This is a genomic window from Tamlana sp. 2_MG-2023 (genome assembly GCF_030548465.1).
Lineage (GTDB): Bacteria > Bacteroidota > Bacteroidia > Flavobacteriales > Flavobacteriaceae > Pseudotamlana.
This window is the reverse complement of record NZ_JAUOSF010000006.1, coordinates 13,277-36,973: the sequence shown is the minus strand read 5'-3', so window position 1 is coordinate 36,973 and position 23,697 is coordinate 13,277. Positions and strand designations below refer to the sequence as shown.

Below are 23,697 nucleotides of genomic sequence, written 5' to 3'. Positions count from 1 at the left end.
TTTTTTAGAAGAATCGAGGGGATTTTAATTGCTTGTCTTTAGATACTAACTCAAAACGTAGCATGATTTCATGGGTTCCAGTGTTAAAATCTTGTAAAGGAGTTGTGGTGTAATCATAGGCATAACCAATCATTAATCTAGGACTCACTTGCATACCAACTAGGCCACTTACAGAATCATTCCAACGGTAAGCAACACCTAAACGAAAGGCTTCATGAAACATAAAGTTAGCCGATAAATCTACAATAACGGGAGCGCCAGTTACAAATTTACCTAAAAAAGCAGGTTTAAATTTTACAGTAGAACTTAAGTCGAATACGTAACCACCTATAAGATAAAAGTGTAATTTTTCAGTATCCACAGCGTTTTGCACTCCATCATAATATTGGTTGGTTAAAAAATTAGGTACTGAAAGACCAACATAACTTTTCTCAGAATGAAAGTAAACACCAGCACCAATGGTTGGTAAAAATTCATTAACAATATTCTCTTGAAAAATGTTTTCATTCTCCTGAAAGTTACCTTTACTCCAATCGATGTTCAATAATTTACCTCCGGCATTTACACCAAAAGATAGCCGTTTATTATCATAAAAATTAATAGTATATGAAAAGTTGGCGTTAAAGTTAAATTGATCTGAAGGCCCCAACTCGTCGTTGACAATGGAAAGTCCTAAGCCCACATTTCGGCCAACAGGGGAATCGACACTCAAAGACTGTGTTTTTGGTGCACCATCAAGCCCCACCCATTGCGAACGGTAGAGTCCGAGTAGGGATAAGTGTCCCCTTGATCCAGCATAAGCGGGGTTAACAATCATCGTGTTAAACATATAATCCGTGTATTGAGGATCTTGCTGCGCATACCCCAAGATGGTAAAGAGGAACATCAAAGCGCTTAGTGTTATTTTATTTTTTAATTTCATATGATATTATTTTGTTCGAGGCATTTTCTCTTTTTCGTTTTGTAAATATTATCTAGCTAAATACAGCCATCCAGCTTTTCTTTCAGAACCATCACCAAGATCAAGAATGTAATAATAAGTTCCTGCTGGTAATTCTTCTCCGTTTTTGAAAACCGATTGTCCGTTAGATTCACCGTTGAAAGTATTGTTGTAAGCCTTCACACTGTAAACAAGGTTCCCCCATCTGTTATAAATCTCTAAAGCATTGTTTGGATAGTTACCTATACAATCGATGTGGAAGAATTCATTTTTACCATTTCCATCTGGTGAAAATTCATTATAAATTGTTAAACAAGATGGAGTAATAGTGGCTTCACTGGTATTGTTATCATCATTAGAATCTATTTGGTCTAAGAACTCAAGTGATGCCATATTTACATAATCATTAATATCAACGACCTCAACCGTTATATTTAAGGTTTCTGTAGTGCCAGCTACAACTCTTGGGATGAGCCATGAGCCAGAATCAGGGTCGTAAGATCCAGATGTGGTTGTGTAACTTCCAAACACATAGCCTGAAGGCAAGATGTCTGAAATCTCTACTGTTGTCGCGTCAATATTTCCAAGGTTAGAAGCTGAAATTGTAAATATGATATCATCACCAATGTTTGGCGTGTCGGCACTAACAGTTTTAAGAATCTCGATATCTGTTGTTGGTACATTTATCATTGCGCTAGATTCATCATCCTCACTTTGATCACCATCATCATTATTTGGAGTACTATCGATATCAAACTGATCACTTGCTGTGATTTGAGCAACGTTTAAATATTCATCATCAACAAGCGTTGGCATGTTAACCGTAGCTTCAAACGTTAAGGTTAATCCACTTAAAGGTACATCAAGGTTTGTCCAATTGATAATGTTATTGATGATAATACCACCGTTTGAAATGTTTGAAATATTACGATAACCTGTTGGTAAAATATCTTGAACAGCAACGCCTGTAGCAGACGATGCGCCCGCGTTATTTATTTGTAAGGAGAACACAACCGTTTCATCAACGTTGGTATTTAAGTTATTTACTGTTTTGTTTAAACTTAAATCAGCTGTTTCTGTCATAATAAGAACGGCGTCTTCATCATCTTCACTTTGATCGCCATCATCATTGTTTGGTGTTGAATCTGGATCTCTCATATCAGAAGCGGTCACTTCAGCTATATTGAAATATTCATCTGTGGTACCCGTTGGTGTGTTAACCGTAGCATCGATAAGTAGAGTTTGAGAACTACCACTTGCCACAACACCAACGCGCCATACTCCTGTTGAAGGGGAGTAGGTTCCAGAAGTTGAACTATAAAGTGTATATGCAAAACCACTAGGTAATAAGTCTGTTACTTCAACGCCTGTAGTGGCATTCGGACCATCATTAGATACTGTGATTTCGAAAGTGATTTGATCACCAACATTCGGATTGATGTTATTGTTAACGACCGTTTTAGAAAGAGATAAATCAGCAATGATATCGGTTGGTGTAATAAGTACACTATCTTCATCATCTTCACTTTGGTCGCCATCATCATTGTTTGGCGTTGAATCAGGATCAATCATATTTGAAGCTGTTACTTCTGCGATGTTCAAGAACTCATCAGCAGTTCCTGTTGGCGCATTAACTCGAGCGTCAATTAACAAGGTTTGCGAGCTACCACTAGGAATAACACCTGTGGTCCATAAACCTGTTGCTTGGTTATAAGTGCCAGACGTCGCACTAAACAATACGTAATCAAATCCAGTAGGTAATACATCAGTGACTTCAACACCAGTCGCCAAGTTCGGACCGTCGTTTGTCACAATGATTTCAAAAGTAATCATTGAACCAACGATAGGTGATGTGTTGCCATTAACGACCGTTTTAGAAAGAGATAAATCAGCAATAATATCAGCCGGAGTTATCAATACGCTATCCTCATCATCTTCACTTTGATCGCCATCATCATTATCAGGTATGGAGTCCATATCATTTATGTCACTCGCAGTGACTTCGGCAATATTTAAATGCTCATCAGGAGTTCCTGTTGGGGCATTAACTTTTGCGTCGATTAATAGGGTTTGTGATTGTCCGCTTGCAATTATTCCGATAGACCATAGTCCTGTAGCTTGATTATAGGTTCCAGCAGTCGCATTAAATACCACATAATCAAAACCAGCAGGCAGTAAGTCGGTCACTTCAACACCGGTTGCTAAATTCGGACCATCATTAGTAACCGTAATTTGGAAGGTGATTTGTGTTCCAATTAGAGGTGATGTGTTTCCGCCAACAACCTCTTTTGTAAGAGATAGGTCGGCCATCGCAATCACAGGAGTAATTAAGATACTATCTTGATCATCTTCCGCTTCGATATTGTTATTAGGAGTTGAATCCACATCAGCAATATCTGAAGCAGTAATTTCAGCGGTGTTCAAATAAACACCAGAAGTTTGTACTCTTGCATCAATCAATAAGGTTTCAGAAGCACCGTTAGTGATTGTTCCTAAGTTCCAAATACCAGTAGAGGCATTGTAAGTTCCTGATGAGATACTGAAGTTCTCGAATACAAAACCTGAAGGTAATAAGTCGGTAACTTCAACGCCGGTAGCGTCTTGAGGTCCATCATTGTTAACTGTAATTTGGAAAGTAATTTGAGTCCCAGCCAGTGGTGAAGTGTTTCCGTTTACTACAGTTTTAGTAAGTGATAAGTCTGCTGCAGTTTGAACAGGAGTGATTGTTATACTATCCTGATCATCTTCCGCAGGATCATCATTGTTAGGCGTCGAATCACTATCCGCAATATCTGAAGCGGTTACTTCTGCAATGTTGGTATAATCACCAGTTGGGTTCACTAAGGCCACAACAGAAAGTGTTTCTGTGGCGCCGTTAATTACGGTTCCTGTATTCCAGATTCCTGTAGTTTCATCATAAGTTCCAGAAGAAATAATTGATGATACATAAGTAAATCCGTCAGGCAATAAATCGGTTACTTCCACACCTGTTGCGTCTTGCGGACCGTCATTGGTCACCGCAATTTGGAAAGTGATTTCTGTTCCAACAAGTGGAGAAAGTATATTTCCAGCAACTGTTTTAGTTAAAGATAAATCAGCGTTGATTGTAACCGGTGTAATGGTTACCGAGTCTTGATCGTCCTCAGCTGGATCACCGTTTGCAGGCGTAGAATCACTATCAGCAATATCTGAAGCGGTTACTTCTGCAATGTTGGTATAATTCCCAGTTGGGTTTACTAAGGCTACAACAGAAAGTGTTTCAGTAGCACCATTAATAACCGTTCCAGTATTCCAGATTCCTGTAGTTTCATCATAAATTCCAGAAGAAACTATAGAAGACACATAAGTAAATCCGTCAGGTAATAAATCGGTTACTTCAACGCCCGTTGCGTCTTGCGGACCGTCATTGGTCACAGCTATTTGGAAAGTGATTTCTGTTCCAACTAAAGGAGTGGTATTGTTTCCAGCAACTGTTTTTGTTAGAGATAAATCTGCATTTAATTGTACTGGTACAACTATGGCGCTGTCTTGGTCATCTTCAAGAGGAGCTCCGTTGCCTGGCGTAGAATCTATATCAGCAATATCAGAAGCGGTTACTTCCGCAGTATTTAAATAGCCACCGGTTGCATTTACAATAACAAGAACCGTTAATGATTCCGTAGCACTGCTATTAACAGTACCTGTGTTCCAGATTCCTGTAGTATCATTATAAGAACCAGAAGAGGTAATTGAAGAGACGTAAGTATATCCAGTAGGTAATAAGTCTGTAATTTCAACTCCAGTAGCATCTTGTGGTCCGTCGTTGGTCACTTCAATTTGGAAAGCGATTTGCGATCCAACTAGTGGCGATGTATTACCACTAGCAACTGTTTTAGAAAGTGATAAATCAGCGCTTGGTTGTACAGGAGTAATTGTTAGGCTGTCTTGATCATCTTCGGATAATATGTTATTACCAGGCGTTGAATCAGGATCAGACATATTCGAAGCAGTGACTTCAGCAATGTTTGTGAAACCACCAGTTTGCTTCACTAAAACATCGACTAATAATATTTCTGTGGTTCCTGAAATGATAGTTCCAAGACTCCAAATTCCTGTGCTAACATCGTACATGCCTTCGGTAGAACTGTATGATATATAATCAAAACCAGAAGGTAATAAATCGGTAACTTCAACACCGGTGGCATCTTGTGGGCCGTCGTTGGTCACAGTGATTTGGAATGTAATTTGATCACCAACAAGCGGTGAGGTATTTCCGTTTGTTACGGTTTTAACTAATGATAAATCGGAGATTTCAGGTTGTGGTGTTATTAAAATACTGTCCTGGTCATCTTCCGTTGGAACGTTATTACCAGGTGTAGAATCAGAATCTAAGATATCGGAAGCTGTAACTTCAGAAATATTCAGGTATTCATCTGTTGTTCCTGTTGAAGGCATTACAATCGCATCAACTAGTAAGGTTTGTGTATCTCCATCGGTAATAATTCCAACGTTCCATAAACCGGTTGATGGGGTGTAGGTACCCGAGGTTGCACTGTATGATACATAATCAAAACCACTAGGTAGCAAATCGCTAACCTCAACATCTGTTGCAGTATTTGGTCCGTCATTGGTTAAGGTAATTTCAAAAGTAATTTGCTCGCCAACCACTGGACTCGTATTATTGTTTACCACGGTTTTACTCAGCGATAAATCGGCAATAATATCTATAGGTGTAATAAGCACGAAGTCTTGATCATCTTCTAAAGGCGCGTCATTACCAGGAGTAGAATCTGTATCAGGAACATCAGAAGCTGAAACTTGAGCAGTATTTAAGTATTCACCCGCCGTTCCTGTAGGAGCATTGACTATAGCATCAATAAGTAAGGTTTGCGAAGCACCATTTAGAATGCCTCCAACGGTCCATAAACCAGTAGCTTGGTTATAAGTCCCTGCAGTGGCGCTAAATGAATCAAAGGTGAAACCTTGCGGAAGTAAATCGGTGACTTCAACACCTGTTGTAAAGTTTGGTCCGTTGTTGGTCACTACAATTTCAAAGGTGATTTGTGTGCCTACCACAGGAGATGTATTGCCGTTAACTTCTGTTTTTGTTAACTCTAAATCTGCAGCAGCTGCTACAGGCGTTAAAAGAACACTATCTTGATCATCTTCGTTGGCGTCATCATTGCCAGGAACTGAATCCGGGTCATTGATGTTAGATGCTGAAACTTGAGCAATATTAAGATATTCATCAGTTGCTCCTGTTGGTGCATTAACCGTAGCATCAATAGTTAATGTTTGAGAGTTGCCATTGGCAATTGGGCCAACAAGCCATAAACCAGTTGCTGAATTATAGGTTCCCGCTGTAGCGTTAAAACCATCGTATGAGAATCCAAAAGGCAGCAAATCGGTCACCTCAACACCTGTAGCTGGGTGAGGACCATCGTTCGTTACTGTAATTTGGAAAGTCACTTGAGAGCCAACCAAAGGCGAAGTCATATTATTTACAACTTCTTTTACAAGTGATAAATCAGCTTCAGCTACAACCGGTGTTAAGGTAATACTGTCTTGGTCATCTTCACTTGCTAAGTCATTATCTGGTGTGGAATCCGGATCGAATTGATTAGAAGCTGTGATTTCTGCGGAATTCGTATAAACGCCTGATGATTGTATTCTAGCGTCGATTAATAAGGTTTCTGAAGCACCATTAGCAACACTTCCTAAAGTCCAAATTCCTGAAGTCGGATTATATGCTCCAGACGATGTGCTAAACGTTTGAAAGTTATATCCGGAAGGTAATAAATCGGTCACTTCAACACCCGTAGCATCTTGTGGGCCGGAGTTGGTTACTGTGATAAGGAAACGAACGACTGTACCTTGTAATGGCGAAGTGTTTCCGTCAACCACTGTTTTAGTCAGTGATAAATCGGCTTCAATTGGGGTAGGTGTGATGATAACATTATCTTGGTCATCTTCCGAAGGGTCTCCGTTGTTAGGTGTCGAATCCGGATCAGCAATATCAGAAGCTGTGACTTCAGCAATGTTTTCGTAGTTACCTGTAGCGTTTACTAAAGCGATAATAGAAAGTGTTTCCGTAGCACCATTATTAACCATACCCGTGTTCCAAATACCAGAAGTACTATCATAGGTTCCAGATGTCATAATAGAAGAAACATAAGTAAACCCAGAAGGTAATAAATCGGTCACTTCAACACCTGTGGCGTTTTGCGGTCCATCATTAGTTACAGCTATTTGAAAGGTGATTTGGTCACCAACAAGAGGTGATGTGTTTCCGTTAGCAATGGTTTTAGTTAGTGATAAATCAGCTGATAATTGCGTTGGCGTAACAATAGCACTGTCTTGATCATCTTCAAGAGGCGCACCATTATTAGGTGTCGAATCCGGATCTGCAATATCAGAAGCTGTGACTTCTGCAGTGTTTAGGTATGGCCCAGAAGCGTTAACAACAACTAGCATGGTTAAAGTTTCTGTAGTACTGTTGTTAATTGTGCCAATATTCCAAAGCCCAGTTGTTTCATCATAAGTTCCCGATGTTGTAATTGAAGATACGTAAGTGTATCCGGCAGGTAGTATATCGGTGACTTCAACACCAGTGGCGTTTTGCGGACCATCATTAGTCACTGCAATTTGGAAACCAATTTGAGACCCCACTAAAGGCGATGTGTTTCCAGTTGATACGGTTTTAGTCAATGCTAAATCCGCATTAAGTTGAACTGGCGTTATCGTAACACTATCTTCATCATCTTCACTTTGATCACCGTCATCATTTGCTGGTATTGAATCACTATCAGTAAGATTTGAAGCTGAAACTTCTGCAACATTTACATAATTACCAGTAGCATTTACGGTTGCAATGATAGAAAGTGTTTCTGTGCCATTGTTAATGACCGTTCCTGTGGTCCAAACACCTGTGGTTTCATCATAAGATCCCGAAGAACTAACTGAAGAAACATAGGTAAATCCGTTAGGCAGTACATCGGTCACTTCAACGCCTGTAGCATCTTGTGGGCCATCATTGCTAACTGCAATTTGGAAGGTGATTTGTGAACCAACTAAAGGCGTAGTGTTTCCGTTGGCTACAGATTTAGTTAAAGATAAATCAGCAATAGGCTCTACCGGAGTTGTTTCAATGCTATCTTGGTCGTCTTCACTTTCAATATGATTGTTTGGTGTTGAATCGCTATCAGCAACATCAGAAGCTGTCACTTCTGCAGTGTTTAGGTAACCTCCGGTTTGGTTGACGGTTACATCTATTAATAAAACTTCGGTAGTTCCGTTTACAACAGTTCCAACAGTCCATAATCCGTTCGAATCATCATATACACCTTCAGTAGAGCTATAAGAAACATAGCTATATCCAGAAGGAACTAAGTCTGTGACTTCAACGCCCGTAGCATTTTGCGGTCCGTCGTTTGTTAATCTGATTTCAAAAGTAATTTGAGAACCTATAAGAGGGGTTATGTTATTATTTACAATGGTTTTTGTTAAGGACAAATCGGCTAAATTAGGTGAGATTGTGACACTGTCTTCATCATCATCAAAACCATCACCATCACCATCTTCATCTATTGTTTCATCGGTAGTTGGGTCACTATCTGGGTCAAATAAATTACTTGCAGTAATTTGTGCCACATTAGTGTATTCTCCAATCGTACCTGTTGGCATGTTCACTGTTGCTTCGTAAGTTAAAACTCGTGAGCCGTTATTAGCACCGATAATTAAACCAGTCCAATTTGCTGTGTTTGCATTTTGTGTACCGCCATTGTATACGGCGGTTAGAGTTAATCCAGCAGGTAGTATATCTTCAACGGCAACTCCTGTTGCAATGTTTGGTCCTGAATTTGTTACTATTATCGTATAAACAACGGTATCACCAACATTCGGATTTGTATTGTTAACGCTTTTTACTAAACTTAAATCGGCTTGTTGAATGGTAATACTTTCGGTGTCTTCATCATCATCAGCAATACCATCACCGTAATCGTCGGTGTTGAATCCTGAATTCGGATCAGAATCCGGATCAAATTGATCACTTGCGGTGATTTCAACGGTGTTTAGATATTCGTTAGTGGCACCTGTTGGCGCATTTACTGTCGTATCAAAAGATAAAGTTACGGTGTTACTTCCCACAGGAACGGTTAAACCTGTCCAATCAATTTGGTTGCCTGTAGCTGTTCCGCTTCCGCTGATGTTTGTAATGGCACTATAGCCAATAGGAAGTAAATCTTGAACAGAAACATTGGTGGCTTCAACAGTTCCGTCGTTACTTAGGTTGATGGTAAAAGTAACCACATCTCCAACATTTGGGGTACTGTCGCTTACGGTTTTGTTAATCGATAAATCTGCCGTTTGAGGGGTGATGGTGAAAGCTGTTTCATCATCTTCACTTTGATCGCCGTCGTCATTATTAGGAGCACTGTCTGGGTCAACTACATTACTAGCAGTGACCTGCGCTGTATTTGTATATTCACCAGTTGTTCCCGCAGGTGCATTAACCACAACATCATAGGATAAAGTTATACTAGCACCATTCACTAGGCTTAAGTTGGTCCAGTTGATGTTATTTCCAGTTAATGTTCCACCATTGTTTATAGTTCCAGGGGTTAGTGTGTAACCTGCAGGTAAAATATCTTGTACTGCAACAGTAGAAGTATCGTCTGGGCCATTATTTAAAAGGGTTAGTTCGAAAGTTACGGTGTCGCCAATATTTGGTGTCGCACTGCTAGCTGAGCTAATATTTTTTGTTAATTCTAAATCAGCTTCGTTAATCGTGAAAGTTGCTGAATCTTGATCATCTTCACTCGGGTCATCATTGCCTGGTGTACTATCAGGATCGCTTAAATCACTTGCTGTAATTTGAACAGTATTGGTATAATTTCCTGTGGCATTTACAATGGCTTCATAAGTTAAGGTTATTGAAAGTCCGTTGTCAATACTAAGGTCGCTCCAAGCTATCGCGTTACTTCCTAAAAGGTAAGTGCCACCATTTGAAATCGTACCAGGAACTAAATCAAATCCACTAGGCAGGGCATCTTCAAGATCAACGCCAGTCGCGTTTCCTGTACCCTGATTTTCAACTAAAACACTAAACATCACGGTGTCTCCAACAGAACCTGAAGTCGGTGAAATGGTTTTAGTGACTTCCAAGTCGGCAACATCTAGGGTGATTTCAGCGTTGTCTTCATCATCTTCACTTTGATCACCATCATCATTGTTAGGTGTACTATCTGGATCAGCTTGATCACTAGCGGTAACTTCAGAAGTATTAAAATATTCGTTAGAAGTACCTGAAGGCGCATTTACCGAAGCTGTAATATTTAGAACTTCTGGAGTTCCTGAAACGACTGAACCTACATTCCAAATACCAGATGTCGCATTATAATTTCCTGCGGAATCATCACTTTGGTAAGTGTATCCGACCGGTAATTCATCTGAAACTTGTACGTTCGTTGCTTCATCAGGACCAGCATTTGAAACGGTTATAGTAAAGGTGACAGCGTCACCAACACTTGCAGTTGTGGCTGAAACTGTTTTTTCTAATGATAAATCTGAAGATTGTAATGAAATTTCGGCTTGGTCTTCATCATCTTCACTTTGATCTCCATCATCATTATTCGGACTACTATCTGGGTCAAAATTATCACTTGCCGTTATTTGAGCCGTGTTGAGGTAAGTACCTGTTGCGTTTACAGTAGCATCAAATGTTAAGTTTATAGTGGCCCCATTTGTAATGTCTAAATTACTCCAAGTTACCGTTTGAGAGGCCAGATCGTATGAACCTCCATTCGAAACACTACCTGAAACTAAGGTATAACCTAATGGTAGAATGTCTTTAACCTCTACGCCTGTGGCATCAGCGTTTGTAGATTCGTCATTATTATTAAAAACTGCAATCGTAAATGTTACGAAATCATTAACATTGACACTTGAAGGTGTAACGGTTTTGGTTAATTCTAGGTCTGAATTAGCTAAAATCTCAATAGTCACTTGATCGGTTACTGGTGTACAGATACCATTAGAAATAGACCATTCAAAAACATAAGTACCTACCGTAGTTCCAGAAACTTGAGTGTTTGGATCTGCAGCATCGACAAAAGTTGTGTTAGTAGGTCCAGAGATTTGTGTCCATTCACCCGAACCTATGGTTGCCGGTGTAGCTCCTAAAATCACATTAGAGAATTCAGGTAGAGTTTGATCTGGTCCTGCATCAGCAGCACCTGGATTTTCATAGATAATAACTTCCATGCTGTCAACAGAAGTACAACCTCCACCAACAACAGTCCATGTGAACTCATAATTTCCAGGGGTTAAGCCAAGAACCAAGCTGTTTGGATTGTTAGGAGCTGTAATGTTTGTGGTAGTTCCAGCTGTTTGTGTCCATGTTCCAATACCATCAGATGGTGTTGAAGCATTTAAATAAAACTGTGAAACATCACAATATTCTTGGTCTAAACCAGCATCTGCTACCGATGGTGGCGTTCCCGTGTATGTTATGTTTACCGTGTCTGATTGTGGCGTACAAACACCAGATGTTACTGTCCATGTTAGTATATAAACATCATCTAAACCATCATTTCCAGCATCATTTGGAATATTAGATAAGGTAGTTACGGGATTATTCGGACTATCAATAACAACAGCACCACCGGAAGGGTCATCTCCAGGGTTGGCAAAAGACCATGTTCCAATACCTGAGGTTACCGCGGTAGCAGCCATTTGGGTGTTCTGCTGGCAAGCTAAATCTTGATCAGGACCTGCGTCTACAGGAGAAGGTTCGTTATAAACATCAACTCTAACAACATCGCTACTACTGGAACAAAGGCCACTTTCTAATTTTAATCCAAAAATATAAACTCCAGCCGTTATATAGCCAGTCACGGTAGTGTCTAGACTATTTGGAGAAGTGAAATTTACAGTTGCATCGGTTGGTTTAGATAATATGCTCCAGGTCACGGTATCTACATTAGTATTATTAATATCGTTAGGTGAATCTAAAACTATGGTAGTCGTATTGGGATTTGCTGAGCAAATTTCCTGATCACTACCTGCGTCGGCAGTTATATCAGGGCCGTCGGATACAGTTATTGTGGTTGTTTCTGTACTATTACAGGTATTGCCTGTCCCGGTGTAATCGGTAGTGTATGAATATTCATAAGTGTATCCAGGTACAACATTAGCATTAGCTGTATAACTATTGCTAGGCGATTGGGTAGGCGCTTCAGCGTTGGGATCTGTACTAGAATCTAAACTCCAGGTACCTGTGGTGCCCGCGGTCGCTTCTAAAAAAACGCTGGAAACCTCACAAAGTTCTTGATCATCAATTGCTTCTAATGCTTTATAAACATCTATAGTTACTTCATCTGAATCATTAGAGCATAATTGTGATCCACTAACGGTTGTCCAACGAAATATATAAGAGCCAGTAACTAGATTTGTTACATTAATGATGTTATTAGATGGATCATCAATATTTGGTGTATTAGGACCAGAAATAACTGTCCAATTTCCAGTTTCAGTGTTTGAATTAGTTAGAGGATTTGCTTCAAGAGTAATAAATGTATCACAAATGCCTTGATCACTTGTGGTGATAATAGCTTCTGTTACTGGTATCCCTACTTCTATTTGAACTTGATCGGGTGCTGCTGGCGTGGTACACCCTCCAAAAGAAACATCCCATTCAAAAACATAAGTGCCGTCTAACAAATCTGTAAAGGTGGCCGTAGGGCTATTAATATCATCAACTGAATAACTACCAAGCCCAGAAATTAGTACCCAGGTCCCTACACCTCCGCTAGGAGCTGGGTCGGCAGCCATTGTAAAGCTGAGATCATTAGGGTCTAAACAAAGGCTTTGATCAGGCCCAGCGGAAACTATAGATGCGGTATCTGCGACAACAACCTCTACGGTATCAGTAGTAGGAGTTGAGCAGGGATTTACAACAGTTGTTTTTGAAATTTCCCATTGAAATTCATATTGGCCGTCAATTAAACCGGTAACCTCAGTGGTTGCCATTGTAGGGTCAGTGAATGTAACGGTTGATGGTCCAGATAGCTGAGTCCACATGCCTGTTTCATCAATTATTCCAGAAGTATCAGGTTCATTTCCATCAAGACTAGTAATGCTTGTTGTTCCTGATGGTAAGCAAATGTCATCACCAGCATCTGCTGCGGTAGGTGATTCAGAAGTATTTGTCTGAATATCAACTGTGTCAATAGCAGGGGCACCACAATCAACATAGGTGTTTTCAATAGTCCAAGTTAGTGTGTAAGTGGTTGAAGGTGAGCTAAAACCAGTAGCTGTGGCACTAGGGTCGTTAACATCTGAAAACGTAATGCTAGAATCTGAAGCTGTCCATGTACCTGTTAAAACAATGTTTGGGGTATTTCCAGCCAATTGAACAGGAGTATTTGTACAAATTATTTGAGGGTCTCCAGCTTCAGCAGTACCATTATCAGAAGGAGACACGAATATTTTTGTGTCAGAAGTTGAATCAGGAGTACAGGCCGCACCACCCGACACGGTATACTTAAAGTCATATATACCCGGGACAAGTCCAGTTAAACTTGTGTTTTGAGAATAGGGGTCAACTATATTTGCCGTGTTAGGTCCGGAAACTTGAGTCCAAATTGAAGTTTCACCTGGTTCTATTGGACTTCCTGCTAAAGTTCCAAAAGTATCTCCACAAAGAAAGGCTTGGTTGGAGCCCGCACTAGCATCAGAGGCAGTCTTTGAGATAAATACCGTAATCTCACTATTGGCTACCCCACAGCCTTGGGTTAGGTTTCCAGAGGTTGAACGTCTAAAGTTAATTTTATATGCGCCAGGCACATCAAAATCATTTATAGTTTCTGTACCACTGCTGGCGCCGCCTAAATTAGTATATGAAGTAGGAAATGATATTGAAGAACCTGCAGGGCCACTTATAACACTATATTCTGTTTTAGTTCCTCCGGTTGAGGAGTAAGGCACGTCTACTTGAGTTTCTCCACAAACAGCATTTAGATCGTTTCCACCATTGACTTCAATACTAACGGTTTCGTCATTATAATGAATACTAACAGTGTCGCTAGACTCACAACCTGTTACATTATTTATAATGGTGTATGTAAAGGTGTAAGTGTAATTTGAGTCGAGACCCGTCACTTTGGTTGTGCTACTATTTGGGTTCTCGATAGTGGGTGTTGGGGCAGGACTTGAAGGGCTGTATGATGTTAGTTCCCATAAAACTGTTTCATTCGTGAAATCAGGTGTCGACCCTATTAAAGTGGCTTCAGTAACCGATAGGTCACAAAAATGTTGATTACTATTAGTTGTAGTCGCTTCTGTTACATCTTGCGTAGCCGCTGGTACGGTAATAGTTACGGTATCGCTACCTGTAACACAAGGTCCTGTAACATCCCATCGAAATACATAAACGCCCTCACTTAATCCGCTTACAGTGGTTTGGTTGTCGTTAACATCTGAGATATTTGGTGTACTTGGGCCACTAACAAATGTCCAAGTACCTACTTGTCCGTTTAGATTACTTCCTCCATAAGAAGCGTCTAACTGCGTGCTTTCATCAACAGTAAAACAATTGGATAAGGTTTGGTCTGGCCCGGCATCAACAGGTTCAACACCTCCATAATTAGTAATTGTAATTTCATCATAGGTTTCACAGAATTCGCCTGGCGCATATTCCGGACCTGTAATCGTCCATCTTAATACGGTAGTTCCACTGCTTCCCTCAGGTAAACTAATAGTTGATGATGCCGAATTTGTTTGGTTTACAACCACACCTGCACCGTTACTTCCCTCAATGGACCAATTTCCATCCTCGCCGGTAGCCGGTGTATTTCCTGTGATAACAAGTGACCCTGAGCTGTCTGGACATGATGCTATGTCTATGCCTGCATCAGCTTGGCTAATTGGTTGTACGGTATATGTGACGGTTTGCTTAGGTTTTACACCATTTAAACAAACGGCAGATAATTCAAAGGTATATGAGTTGCCACCAGAAAAGCCCGTAATAATCGGATCGAGTATTGTTGGGTCGCTAATAATTACCGATGGTCCACTTATTTGTGTCCATATCGGATCTTGCTGGTAGGTGTCTGGAGCATTTCCGTTAAGTTGAAAGACATCAGTTTCACAAATGGTTTGGTCTGTGCCTGCATTTACGGTACATGAAGATTGCGCATTCGTATAAGTGAAGCTAAAAAACAGACTTAGGGTTAAAAAAACAAGTTTTATTAAATTGATGTCACTTTTAAAATTTTTGGGAAAGTAATTTTTCTGCATGTGTTATTAGTTTAAGGGCATTTTATAATAACTAAGAAACTAGGAGTTTTCTAGAGGTTTGTGTTATGATAAATTTAACAATTATTTTTGATACATGATATGGCATGTTAAAGCAATGGTGTTTGTTAACTTTTTGGTAATGACTATCTTTAGTTTTTTTGAAACACAGCTGTAAATTTAGTAGTGCTGGTTAATAGCATACAGTTAATAAAACAGGCTGTTTATAGCTGAGATATCCTACGTGTGAATACGAACTCTAAAAAAATAATGAATGAGCTTGAGATAAAGAAGCTTTTGAAGCTCTGAAGTTTTAAAATCGAATTTCATGAATATATAAGTTGAGGGTTACTAATATAGATGACTAATTTAAGAAAAAAAAGCCTGATCGTTTTAAGTCAGGCTGTTAATGTTGTTAATACCATTGTGAAAATTATCGTTTTCCTTTTCGTTCTGTAGATTTTTTGCGTACGTATTCTTTTGTAGACGTACTAATTAAATCGTTAAGTTCTTTAAATTCTTCCTTGGTGAGTTCGCGATATTCACCAATAGGCATATCTAATTTCACATTCATAATACGAACCCGCTGTAAAGTTTGTACTTCGTAGTTTAAATAGTCGCACATCCGTCTAATTTGACGATTTAAACCTTGAGTTAGAATGATTTTGAATTTATAAGTACTCAGTTTTTCAACCACACATTTTTTGGTTGTTTTATTTAAATCGGCAAGCGGAATACCTCCAGCCATACGTTCAATAAAGGTCTGAGAAATAGGTTTATCAACCGTAACGATATATTCTTTTTCGTGGTTGTTACTAGCACGAAGAATCTTGTTTACAATATCACCATCATCAGTAAGAAGAATTAAACCCTCACTGGGTTTATCAAGCCTTCCGATAGGGAAAATGCGTTTTTTGTAATTAAGAAAATCAATAATATTATCCTTTTCTACTGAAGTATCTGTAGTACAAACAATACCAACCGGTTTGTTGAAAGCGAGGTACACAAAGCTTTCTTTGGTGTTTTTGATTTCTTGTCCGTCTACCGCTACCACATCGCTAGGTGCTATTTTTGTACCTTTTTCAGGTACAACACCATTAATAGTGACACGGTCTGCTTCAATGAGGCGGTCTGCTTCTCGACGAGAACAATATCCAACTTCACTTAAAAATTTATTGATACGTTTTAATTGCGGTGCTTCCATAGTGCAAAAATACAATAAATTACGCCTTTAGAAACTCTAAAATGTGCTGATATACGTCGTTAGACTTTAGTCGGTGACCTAAACCAATTGTTTTTATGAGTTCGGCATTTTTATAATAACGTTTAATGTCTAAGGCTTCACGATAAGAAATGATTTTGTCCTTTTTATCATGAATAATGATGCCTTGTGTATCATTGTTTTTATAGAAATTTTCAGCACAGTAAAAACCTGGTAACTGCTTAAAATGCTTTAAATAATAGGTATCAACCGCTTTGGTTACTATTTTATTGAACCCCATAAAATTGGCATAATTTTTTACCGAAATGGCCAAATTTGAAGGTGCGCCTAGTAAAACATTCTTTTTTATAACAGGGAGATCATAATTTTCTTGAGCAATAATACTTGCTGTTCCTCCAATAGAATGCCCAATTACGATACTTGGTTTATAGGTTTTAACCGCAACATTGATGCATTCAGAATAAAGTATGGCATTAAATATTTTATTGTTAGAACCACCATGAGCAGGAGCATCAATGGCTACAATGTTATAATCTTCCTTTTGAAGCAATTCAATTAAATCTTTCCACCTAAAGGCATTGCTTTCCCAGCCATGAACTAGTAATATCGTGTCTTTTGAGCCACCCCATAGGTAGGTTTTTATTGTAATATCATCAAAAGTTATAGCGTCATGAATAGCTGTGTTTAAAAACGGTTTTTGTTCTTCTGTTATTTGACCTTTTTGAGGAGTTGAAAATAATTTTACAGCATATTTAGCTGCTAGTTTTGGTTGGAAATAACTAATGGTATTTATCGTTTTTCCAAGTAGTTGAGGTAATAATTTACTCATGTATTAATCTTCTCGGTTCACTAAATCTATTGAAAAAGCAGGTGTGCAAATCGCAAGGTATTCGCATGCTTCGGTAAACGGATTTGAATATTGAACTCTGGTGTTTTTTTGAATTTTAATAGATTGGCCAGCTTCTAAAACCACGGTTTCATCTTCTATAATAAATTGCTTTTTGCCTTTTATAATAAAGGTAAACTCATCGAATTCTGGAGTTTGAAAAGGTTCACTCCATCCGGCAGGAGCGACCATGTGCGCAATGCTTATTTCAGAATTACCATCGGTGGTGTTTCCAAAATGTTCCTTTATGATTTTTCCATCGGTTGTAGGAACGATAAAAGGATTGTTTTGAAGCGTATATTTTTTTTGTGACATTGTAATCTGTTTTCAATGAAATACTAGTGGTCTTTCATTGGTTTTTTCTTAATCATACCACCTTTAAGGTCTTTTACAATTCCCATAATGATAAACGCATTTCTATCAATTTTATCAATTTCGGTTTGCAGCTTGGCGAGTTCTAAACGGGTAACCACGGTGTAAATGATATCCTTATCGTAACTTTCTCCTGTACTGCCAAATCCACCTTTACCTGCATAAATGGTACAGGCACGTTGTAGTTTTGTTGTAAGCATGATACGTAGCTCCTCATGTTTGTTGGATATTATGGTAACACCCACATATTCCTCAACACCATCAACTACAAAATCAACCGTTTTAGCCGCAGCCATATAGGTTAAAATTGCATAAAGCGCGGTTTCAATAGATAGTAAATAGGCACCCACCGAGAAAATCACAATGTTTATTAGTAACAGAACATCTCCGATGGTAAGCGATAATTTTCGCCCTAGGTAAATTGCAAGTACTTCGGTGCCATCAATAACACTGCCACCACGCATAGACATTCCGATACCGAGACCTAAAAAGAAACCACCAAAAACGGCAATTAAAAGTTTGTCGTCTGTAACGGTTGGGTATTCCACAAAGTGAACCACAAGAGCCAACATGGCTATGGCGATGATACTTTTTATCGCAAACTTAGTGCCTATGGTTTTCGCAGCCAAAATGATAAAGGGCAGGTTGACAATTACCAGTAAAACGCCCAACTGTAGAGAGGTAACGTGTTCTAGTAATAAAGACATTCCTGTCGCGCCACCATCAATAAATTTATTGGGAAGTAAAAAGCCTTTTAAACCAAACCCTGCTGAAAAAACACCAAGAATAATAAAAATATATTCTTTTACGGCATGAGTAAATTCAACTTGTAGAATCCTAACTAAAGGTACAATGTCCCTTTTGGAAACAGGTTTATCGTCGCTCGTTTTTTTTAGCTTTTTACGGGCGACATCTACAATAAGTTTGGATAAAAATGGATTCATTTACAAGCTGTTAGTTATCCCAGTTAAGAAAAAAGTATTTCACTTTTGCCGTATTAGGAATATGTGTTGGATCGAATTTTAAATTCATGTCGAATCTTAAATTTGAAGGTAATTCCTTTTTATCAATTGTAAAAGCAGCATTAATATCGCTTACCGTTACTACTACGGAGTTGATTAAATTGCTGATTTTTGTTATTTTATACTGATCCTGAATATCTTTAAAAGTACTTATTGAAGATATGTTTTTATCTGTTTTATAACGCGCATCAATAACACGAACATTTGTTATTACCGATGTAGAATCTAAAGCATATTTAGGTGTTAAGGTAAGTAGCTTATTTCCTCCTTTTTCAAAGATTTCGATGTTATCGATATTCCCTGTAAATTCATCACCAGCTATAAATTTCACTACCGAATCGTTAGGAAAAACCTTTTCTAGGTCTTTTACTTGAGTAGAATCTGTTAATAAGCCAATGTGCTGTTTTGAAATTTCAAATGGGTTTTGTTTCTTTCCACAGCTTGATAATAAGAGAGTTAGGGCTAAGGTGCTAAGTAATAATTTACGCATTGAATTGAATTATGGTTTGTTATTTATAATTGCCAAATATCGTATTATTTTTTCATGACTTTAGTTAAAATTCCAAAAACACTTCTAATAAATGTAGCACTTGTAAGAACCTTCACAATAGGGTTCATGGCTGTGCTTCTAGATCTAGTACTTCTAGATCGTTTTTTGGATTCAGCTTTTTTTATGGCTTCCTGTTCTTGACGTGCTTTTTCTTTGAGTTCTTCGGCTTCAGCCTGTTTAATTTTATCATTAAGCAATTCGTATGCACTTTCTCTGTCTATGGTTTCGTTGTACTTTTTTACCAATGTAGACTTTCCGTAAAGGTTATTTAATTCGCTATCGGTTAAAACATCCATACGGCTCATAGGCGCGCGCATCATGGTTGCGGCTAGTGGAGTAGGACGCCCTTTTTCGTCTAAAGCAGAAACTAAAGCTTCTCCAATACCTAAAGAGGTTAAGACTTCTTCGGTGTCGTAATATTCAGAATCTGGATAATTTTGAGCCGTTAATTTAATCGCCTTTCTATCTTTCGCCGTAAAAGCTCTTAAAGCATGCTGAATTTTTAAGCCTAATTGACTCAAAACGCCTTCAGGAACATCGGTTGGGTTTTGTGTCACGAAATATAATCCAACGCCTTTACTTCTTATTAGTTTTACAATACTTTCAATTTGATTTAATAGTGCTTTTGAGGCTTCATCAAAAATTAAGTGGGCTTCATCTATAAAAATAATGAGTTCTGGTTGGTCGCTGTCGCCTTGTTCCGGAAAGGTTGAATAGATTTCTGCTAAGATACTTAGCATAAAAGTGGAAAATAATTTCGGACGGTCTTGAATATCGGTTAATCTTATAATGTTGATGTAACCACGTCCGTTTTCATCAATACGTAGTAAATCTTGCGTATCAAAAGAGGTTTCACCAAAAAATAAATCGGCACCCTGCTGTTCTAGTTCTACTATTTTTCGAAGAATAGCCCCTGTTGAAGATGTTGAAATTCGGCCGTAAGCTTCATTAAATTCTTCTTTACCTTCTTGGGTTGCGTATTGTAATATTTTCTTGAAATCCTTTAAATCTAAAAGCGGTAATTTGTTGTTGTCGCAATATTGAAAAATAACTGAAACAATACCTGATTGGGTTTCCGATAAATCGAGAATTCGAGATAAAAGCACGGGGCCAAACTCACTAACGGTTGCTCTTAAACGTACGCCGTCTTGTTCCGATAAGGTTAAAACTTCCACCGGAAATCCTTTTGGTTCAAAAGGCAAGCCTATTTTTTCGTGACGTTCAGTGATTTTTGGGTGCCCTTCACTAGCTTGAGCCAATCCGCTTAAATCCCCTTTAAGGTCCATGAGTAAAACCGGCACACCTTTGTCGCTTAAGTTTTCAGCTAAGACTTGAAGGGATTTTGTTTTCCCTGTTCCTGTAGCGCCAGCAATTAATCCATGACGGTTCATAGTTTTTAAAGGGATTTTTACATGAGCATCGGTAATGGTTTCACCGTCTAACATGGCGGCGCCAACGGTAATGAAACCGCTTTTGGTTTTGTTGCTTTCGTTGATATAGTTGAAAAAAGTTTCTTTGGTGGTCATTCCTTATGTTTTGCATAAAAATACAGGAAAAATGAATAACCTGAAAAAAAGTTTCAAGTGCCTAAAAAGCTTCGTATTGAGGTGCTGTTAATTTGAAATCTAAAAGCAAGAAATTGAGATAAGTAATATGTATCTTTGCAAAATTATGAGAGAAGAGATACAATCACAAGTTGACAAAGGGGAGATGCTCCCTTTAATGGAGGAGTTTTACACCATTCAAGGGGAAGGGTTTCATAAAGGAACAGCGGCTTACTTTATTAGAGTTGGTGGTTGTGATGTAGGTTGCCATTGGTGTGATGTTAAGGAAAGTTGGAATGCCGAATTACACCCACCTACCGAAACTACTAAAATTGTTGAAAATGCTGCCAAGTATAGTGATACCATTGTAGTCACAGGAGGCGAGCCTTTAACTTGGGATATGACCGCGTTAACCACTCAGTTAAAAGCGAAAGGATTGCAAGTGCATATTGAAACGTCTGGTGCTTATAAATTAACAGGTGTTTGGGATTGGATTTGCTTATCTCCTAAAAAAATGAAGCTACCAACTCAAGAGGTTTATGATCAAGCTCATGAGCTAAAAGTGATTGTATATAATAAAGATGATTTTCGCTTCGCGGAAGAGCAAGCGGCTAAAGTCAATAAAAATTGTATCTTGTATTTGCAACCTGAATGGAGCAAACGCGATAAAGTGGTTCCAGAAATTGTTGATTATGTGATGGCCAATCCGAAATGGAAAGTGTCCTTACAAACCCATAAATATTTGAACATACCTTAAAAACAAATAACTCATGAAACTCTTACGTTTTGGTCGTGATTTTAAACCAGATGAAAAAGTAATTCTAAGAGACTATTTAGCTATTGAACGCACCCGTTTGGCCAATGAACGCACCTTATTATCTTACATCAGGTCGTCATTATATTTACTAATTGGTGCTTTCGCCTTTTATGAACTGAAAGGCTACCCCAACTTTAAATACTTTGCACTTGTGTGCTTGGTGTTCTGCATCATTTTTTTTGTGATTGGTGTGATGCGTTTTAGACTGCTGAAGAAAAGTTTGAAGAAACTGTATTACATGTCTGAAGAGACTAAAGAGTAAGTTAAGTTAGAAGTGAAACGTTAATCGTGAAACGTCACACGTGAACCGATTACACGATTCAACAAATAAACAGTCAATCAATTAAAAATCGCACGTATTGTCAGTGGTCTTCCGTCTCCCGTCTTCGGTCAAATTTTTCAATTCACCGATTAACAATGAATAGTTCAAATCTACACGTAAACGCATTAATCAATAGTCAATAATAAATAATCAATTCCTAGACGGGGACACGATTTTCAGTAGTATAGCTAACCGATTACACGATTCAACGTATAAACCGTTCAAATATTTATTCCTTAGCTTTATACTGATTCATAGCCACATTTAATATTCTGGTTGCTTCAGCTTTATCCCCAAAACCATTAGATTTTAGTTTTCCTGGTCCTTTGTAATTCGTAAACCAGATGTCGATTATGGTTGTGATGCCTTGAAATTCGTTGTTCAATTCTTCAATGGAATTCACTTGGTAGAGTGCAGAATGACTAGAAACCGCAATGAGTTTGTCGTCTTGCTCCCCGCCATCACTTAAATATAAGACGCCAATAATTTTAGATTTTAATAGGGAACCTCTTTCTACTGGTGGGCCAAGAACAAGAATGTCCAAAGGATCACCATCACCGCCGTTTTCCTTATCGAGCAACGTTCGCGGAATCATGCCATAGTTTCCAGGGTAGCCTAAGTAATTCACTACCTTTGGTGTATTGTTTACCATTTCCCATGTCACTTCTCCTGTTGTTTTATCAAGCTCCCATTTGTCTACCGTGCCCGCCGGAATTTCGATAACGGCATTCACATCACCGTCTTTAAAAATTGGAGTGATGTCGGTTAGTAGGTTTGTTTTTTTAGTAGATTCTTCTGAAGTAGGTTTTACAGGAACTTGCTTTTTGTTTTTTTCTTCGGAATTACAGTTAGAAAGAACAGTTAAGGTTACTAAAAAAAATAAAAAGCGTATTGGCTTATGCATAGATTTTATTTTTGAAGGCTAAATTTAGGAAATAAAAAAGCCTCAGAATATCTTCTGAAGCTTTTAATTTATAAGCCCAAATTTTTTACTTGGTAAAAGGTACTGAAACTCTAGTTTTGTCCCACGCCAAGTACAACGTGCCATCCTCGTCAAAAGCCATTGAAAAGGCTTCAATAGACTCGTTGGCTGTGGTTACTTTACCTTGAACACGAAGCACATCATTAGCTTCATTATAAGCGTATGCACCCCAAACGTTCACGTCTTTACTTAAAATGATAGTCCAAGCTGACTCGCCTGGAATCGTGAATAATGAATATTCTCCAGCTTTTACCGTTTTACCATCAACTTTCATGTCTTTGTAAAAAGTAACTACTGGAGCTTCATTAGCACCTGTTCTCCAAATTTTATCATTAGGGGCTAATTTACTTAGTTCACGACCCTTAAGTTGCGGTCTGCTGTAAACGATTTTTACTATTTTGTTAGGCTCCTTGTTACTAGTAGGGTATGCTGTAACGTCAAGCGGACTCTTATCTAGTTTTGCAAATTTCTGAGCATCTACATTTGTAGAGACTAGAAGTAAACAGATAAAAGCAAGGCTAGAAATAAAAGTTGATTTTTTCATAAATGATTTTTTTAATTAAGTTTTTAAAGTTAAACCGAAATACTCTTAATGATTTTGTAAAAATCGGATTGAGATGTTAAAGTTTACAAAGCTTAGTGAAAGTTGTCATTTTTTACAATTTTTAAACGGATTAAAATAGCAATTTCGTACCCCTTAGATTTGAGTTTTTTAATATATAATAAGCAAAAACTACTAATTAAGCTGGAACACTTACGGCATGAG

At 38.4% G+C, this 23,697-nt stretch carries 12 protein-coding genes; 2 read left to right on the top strand and 10 right to left on the bottom strand.

Going from position 1 to position 23,697, the window contains the following annotated elements:
* Positions 1–4 precede the first annotated feature (4 nt).
* The 8 genes from Q4566_RS11425 to Q4566_RS11390 all read right to left on the bottom strand — a co-directional run bounded on the left by Q4566_RS11425 (position 5) and on the right by Q4566_RS11390 (position 20,792).
* Positions 5–922, bottom strand: coding sequence for a type IX secretion system membrane protein PorP/SprF (locus Q4566_RS11425; RefSeq protein ID WP_303421264.1), 918 nt, complete (start codon positions 920–922; stop codon positions 5–7).
* A 48-nt stretch (positions 923–970) separates the two neighbouring features.
* Positions 971–15,217 (bottom strand): PKD domain-containing protein, encoded by a 14,247-nt coding sequence (locus Q4566_RS11420; RefSeq protein ID WP_303421263.1) that lies wholly within the window; start codon positions 15,215–15,217, stop codon positions 971–973.
* A gap of 430 nt (positions 15,218–15,647) precedes the next feature.
* The gene (gene rluF / locus Q4566_RS11415; protein ID WP_303421262.1) at positions 15,648–16,418 is read right to left on the bottom strand and encodes a 23S rRNA pseudouridine(2604) synthase RluF; all 771 of its coding nucleotides are present in this window, start codon (positions 16,416–16,418) and stop codon (positions 15,648–15,650) included.
* A gap of 19 nt (positions 16,419–16,437) precedes the next feature.
* Positions 16,438–17,265 (bottom strand): alpha/beta hydrolase, encoded by an 828-nt coding sequence (locus Q4566_RS11410; protein WP_303421261.1) that lies wholly within the window; start codon positions 17,263–17,265, stop codon positions 16,438–16,440.
* A 3-nt stretch (positions 17,266–17,268) separates the two neighbouring features.
* The gene (locus Q4566_RS11405) at positions 17,269–17,637 is read right to left on the bottom strand and encodes a cupin domain-containing protein (RefSeq protein ID WP_303421260.1); all 369 of its coding nucleotides are present in this window, start codon (positions 17,635–17,637) and stop codon (positions 17,269–17,271) included.
* Between the two features lie 23 nt (positions 17,638–17,660).
* A complete protein-coding gene (locus tag Q4566_RS11400; protein WP_303421259.1) occupies positions 17,661–18,638 on the bottom strand; it encodes a YitT family protein in 978 nt (325 codons plus the stop codon).
* A 10-nt stretch (positions 18,639–18,648) separates the two neighbouring features.
* On the bottom strand, positions 18,649–19,206 hold the full coding sequence (locus Q4566_RS11395) for a hypothetical protein (RefSeq protein WP_303421258.1): 558 nt from the start codon (positions 19,204–19,206) through the stop codon (positions 18,649–18,651).
* Positions 19,207–19,250: 44 nt separating this feature from the next.
* Entirely contained in the window at positions 19,251–20,792 is a 1,542-nt protein-coding gene (locus tag Q4566_RS11390; RefSeq protein ID WP_303421257.1) for a helicase HerA-like domain-containing protein, read from the bottom strand.
* A gap of 145 nt (positions 20,793–20,937) precedes the next feature.
* Here Q4566_RS11390 and Q4566_RS11385 point away from each other — a divergent pair, with 145 nt between their 5' ends.
* Together Q4566_RS11385 and Q4566_RS11380 are read left to right on the top strand one after the other, a co-directional pair.
* Positions 20,938–21,567 (top strand): 7-carboxy-7-deazaguanine synthase QueE, encoded by a 630-nt coding sequence (locus Q4566_RS11385; RefSeq protein WP_191963499.1) that lies wholly within the window; start codon positions 20,938–20,940, stop codon positions 21,565–21,567.
* A 13-nt stretch (positions 21,568–21,580) separates the two neighbouring features.
* Entirely contained in the window at positions 21,581–21,889 is a 309-nt protein-coding gene (locus tag Q4566_RS11380) for a DUF202 domain-containing protein (RefSeq protein WP_303421256.1), read from the top strand.
* 289 nt (positions 21,890–22,178) lie between these two features.
* Here the strand turns inward: Q4566_RS11380 and Q4566_RS11375 are convergent, their stop codons facing one another.
* The gene (locus Q4566_RS11375; RefSeq protein WP_303421255.1) at positions 22,179–22,853 is read right to left on the bottom strand and encodes an inorganic diphosphatase; all 675 of its coding nucleotides are present in this window, start codon (positions 22,851–22,853) and stop codon (positions 22,179–22,181) included.
* 85 nt (positions 22,854–22,938) lie between these two features.
* On the bottom strand, positions 22,939–23,475 hold the full coding sequence (locus Q4566_RS11370; protein WP_303421254.1) for a DUF2911 domain-containing protein: 537 nt from the start codon (positions 23,473–23,475) through the stop codon (positions 22,939–22,941).
* Between the last annotated feature and the right edge of the window lie 222 nt (positions 23,476–23,697).

Excerpts from the sequence above, each read along its gene's own strand:
- Q4566_RS11425 (WP_303421264.1), bottom strand. The coding sequence starts at position 922 with ATGAAATTAAAAAATAAAATAACACTAAGCGCTTTGATGTTCCTCTTT.
- Q4566_RS11420 (WP_303421263.1), bottom strand. The coding sequence starts at position 15,217 with ATGCAGAAAAATTACTTTCCCAAAAATTTTAAAAGTGACATCAATTTA.
- rluF (WP_303421262.1), bottom strand. The coding sequence starts at position 16,418 with ATGGAAGCACCGCAATTAAAACGTATCAATAAATTTTTAAGTGAAGTT.
- Q4566_RS11410 (WP_303421261.1), bottom strand. The coding sequence starts at position 17,265 with ATGAGTAAATTATTACCTCAACTACTTGGAAAAACGATAAATACCATT.
- Q4566_RS11405 (WP_303421260.1), bottom strand. The coding sequence starts at position 17,637 with ATGTCACAAAAAAAATATACGCTTCAAAACAATCCTTTTATCGTTCCT.
- Q4566_RS11400 (WP_303421259.1), bottom strand. The coding sequence starts at position 18,638 with ATGAATCCATTTTTATCCAAACTTATTGTAGATGTCGCCCGTAAAAAG.
- Q4566_RS11395 (WP_303421258.1), bottom strand. The coding sequence starts at position 19,206 with ATGCGTAAATTATTACTTAGCACCTTAGCCCTAACTCTCTTATTATCA.
- Q4566_RS11390 (WP_303421257.1), bottom strand. The coding sequence starts at position 20,792 with ATGACCACCAAAGAAACTTTTTTCAACTATATCAACGAAAGCAACAAA.
- Q4566_RS11385 (WP_191963499.1), top strand. The coding sequence starts at position 20,938 with ATGAGAGAAGAGATACAATCACAAGTTGACAAAGGGGAGATGCTCCCT.
- Q4566_RS11380 (WP_303421256.1), top strand. The coding sequence starts at position 21,581 with ATGAAACTCTTACGTTTTGGTCGTGATTTTAAACCAGATGAAAAAGTA.
- Q4566_RS11375 (WP_303421255.1), bottom strand. The coding sequence starts at position 22,853 with ATGCATAAGCCAATACGCTTTTTATTTTTTTTAGTAACCTTAACTGTT.
- Q4566_RS11370 (WP_303421254.1), bottom strand. The coding sequence starts at position 23,475 with ATGAAAAAATCAACTTTTATTTCTAGCCTTGCTTTTATCTGTTTACTT.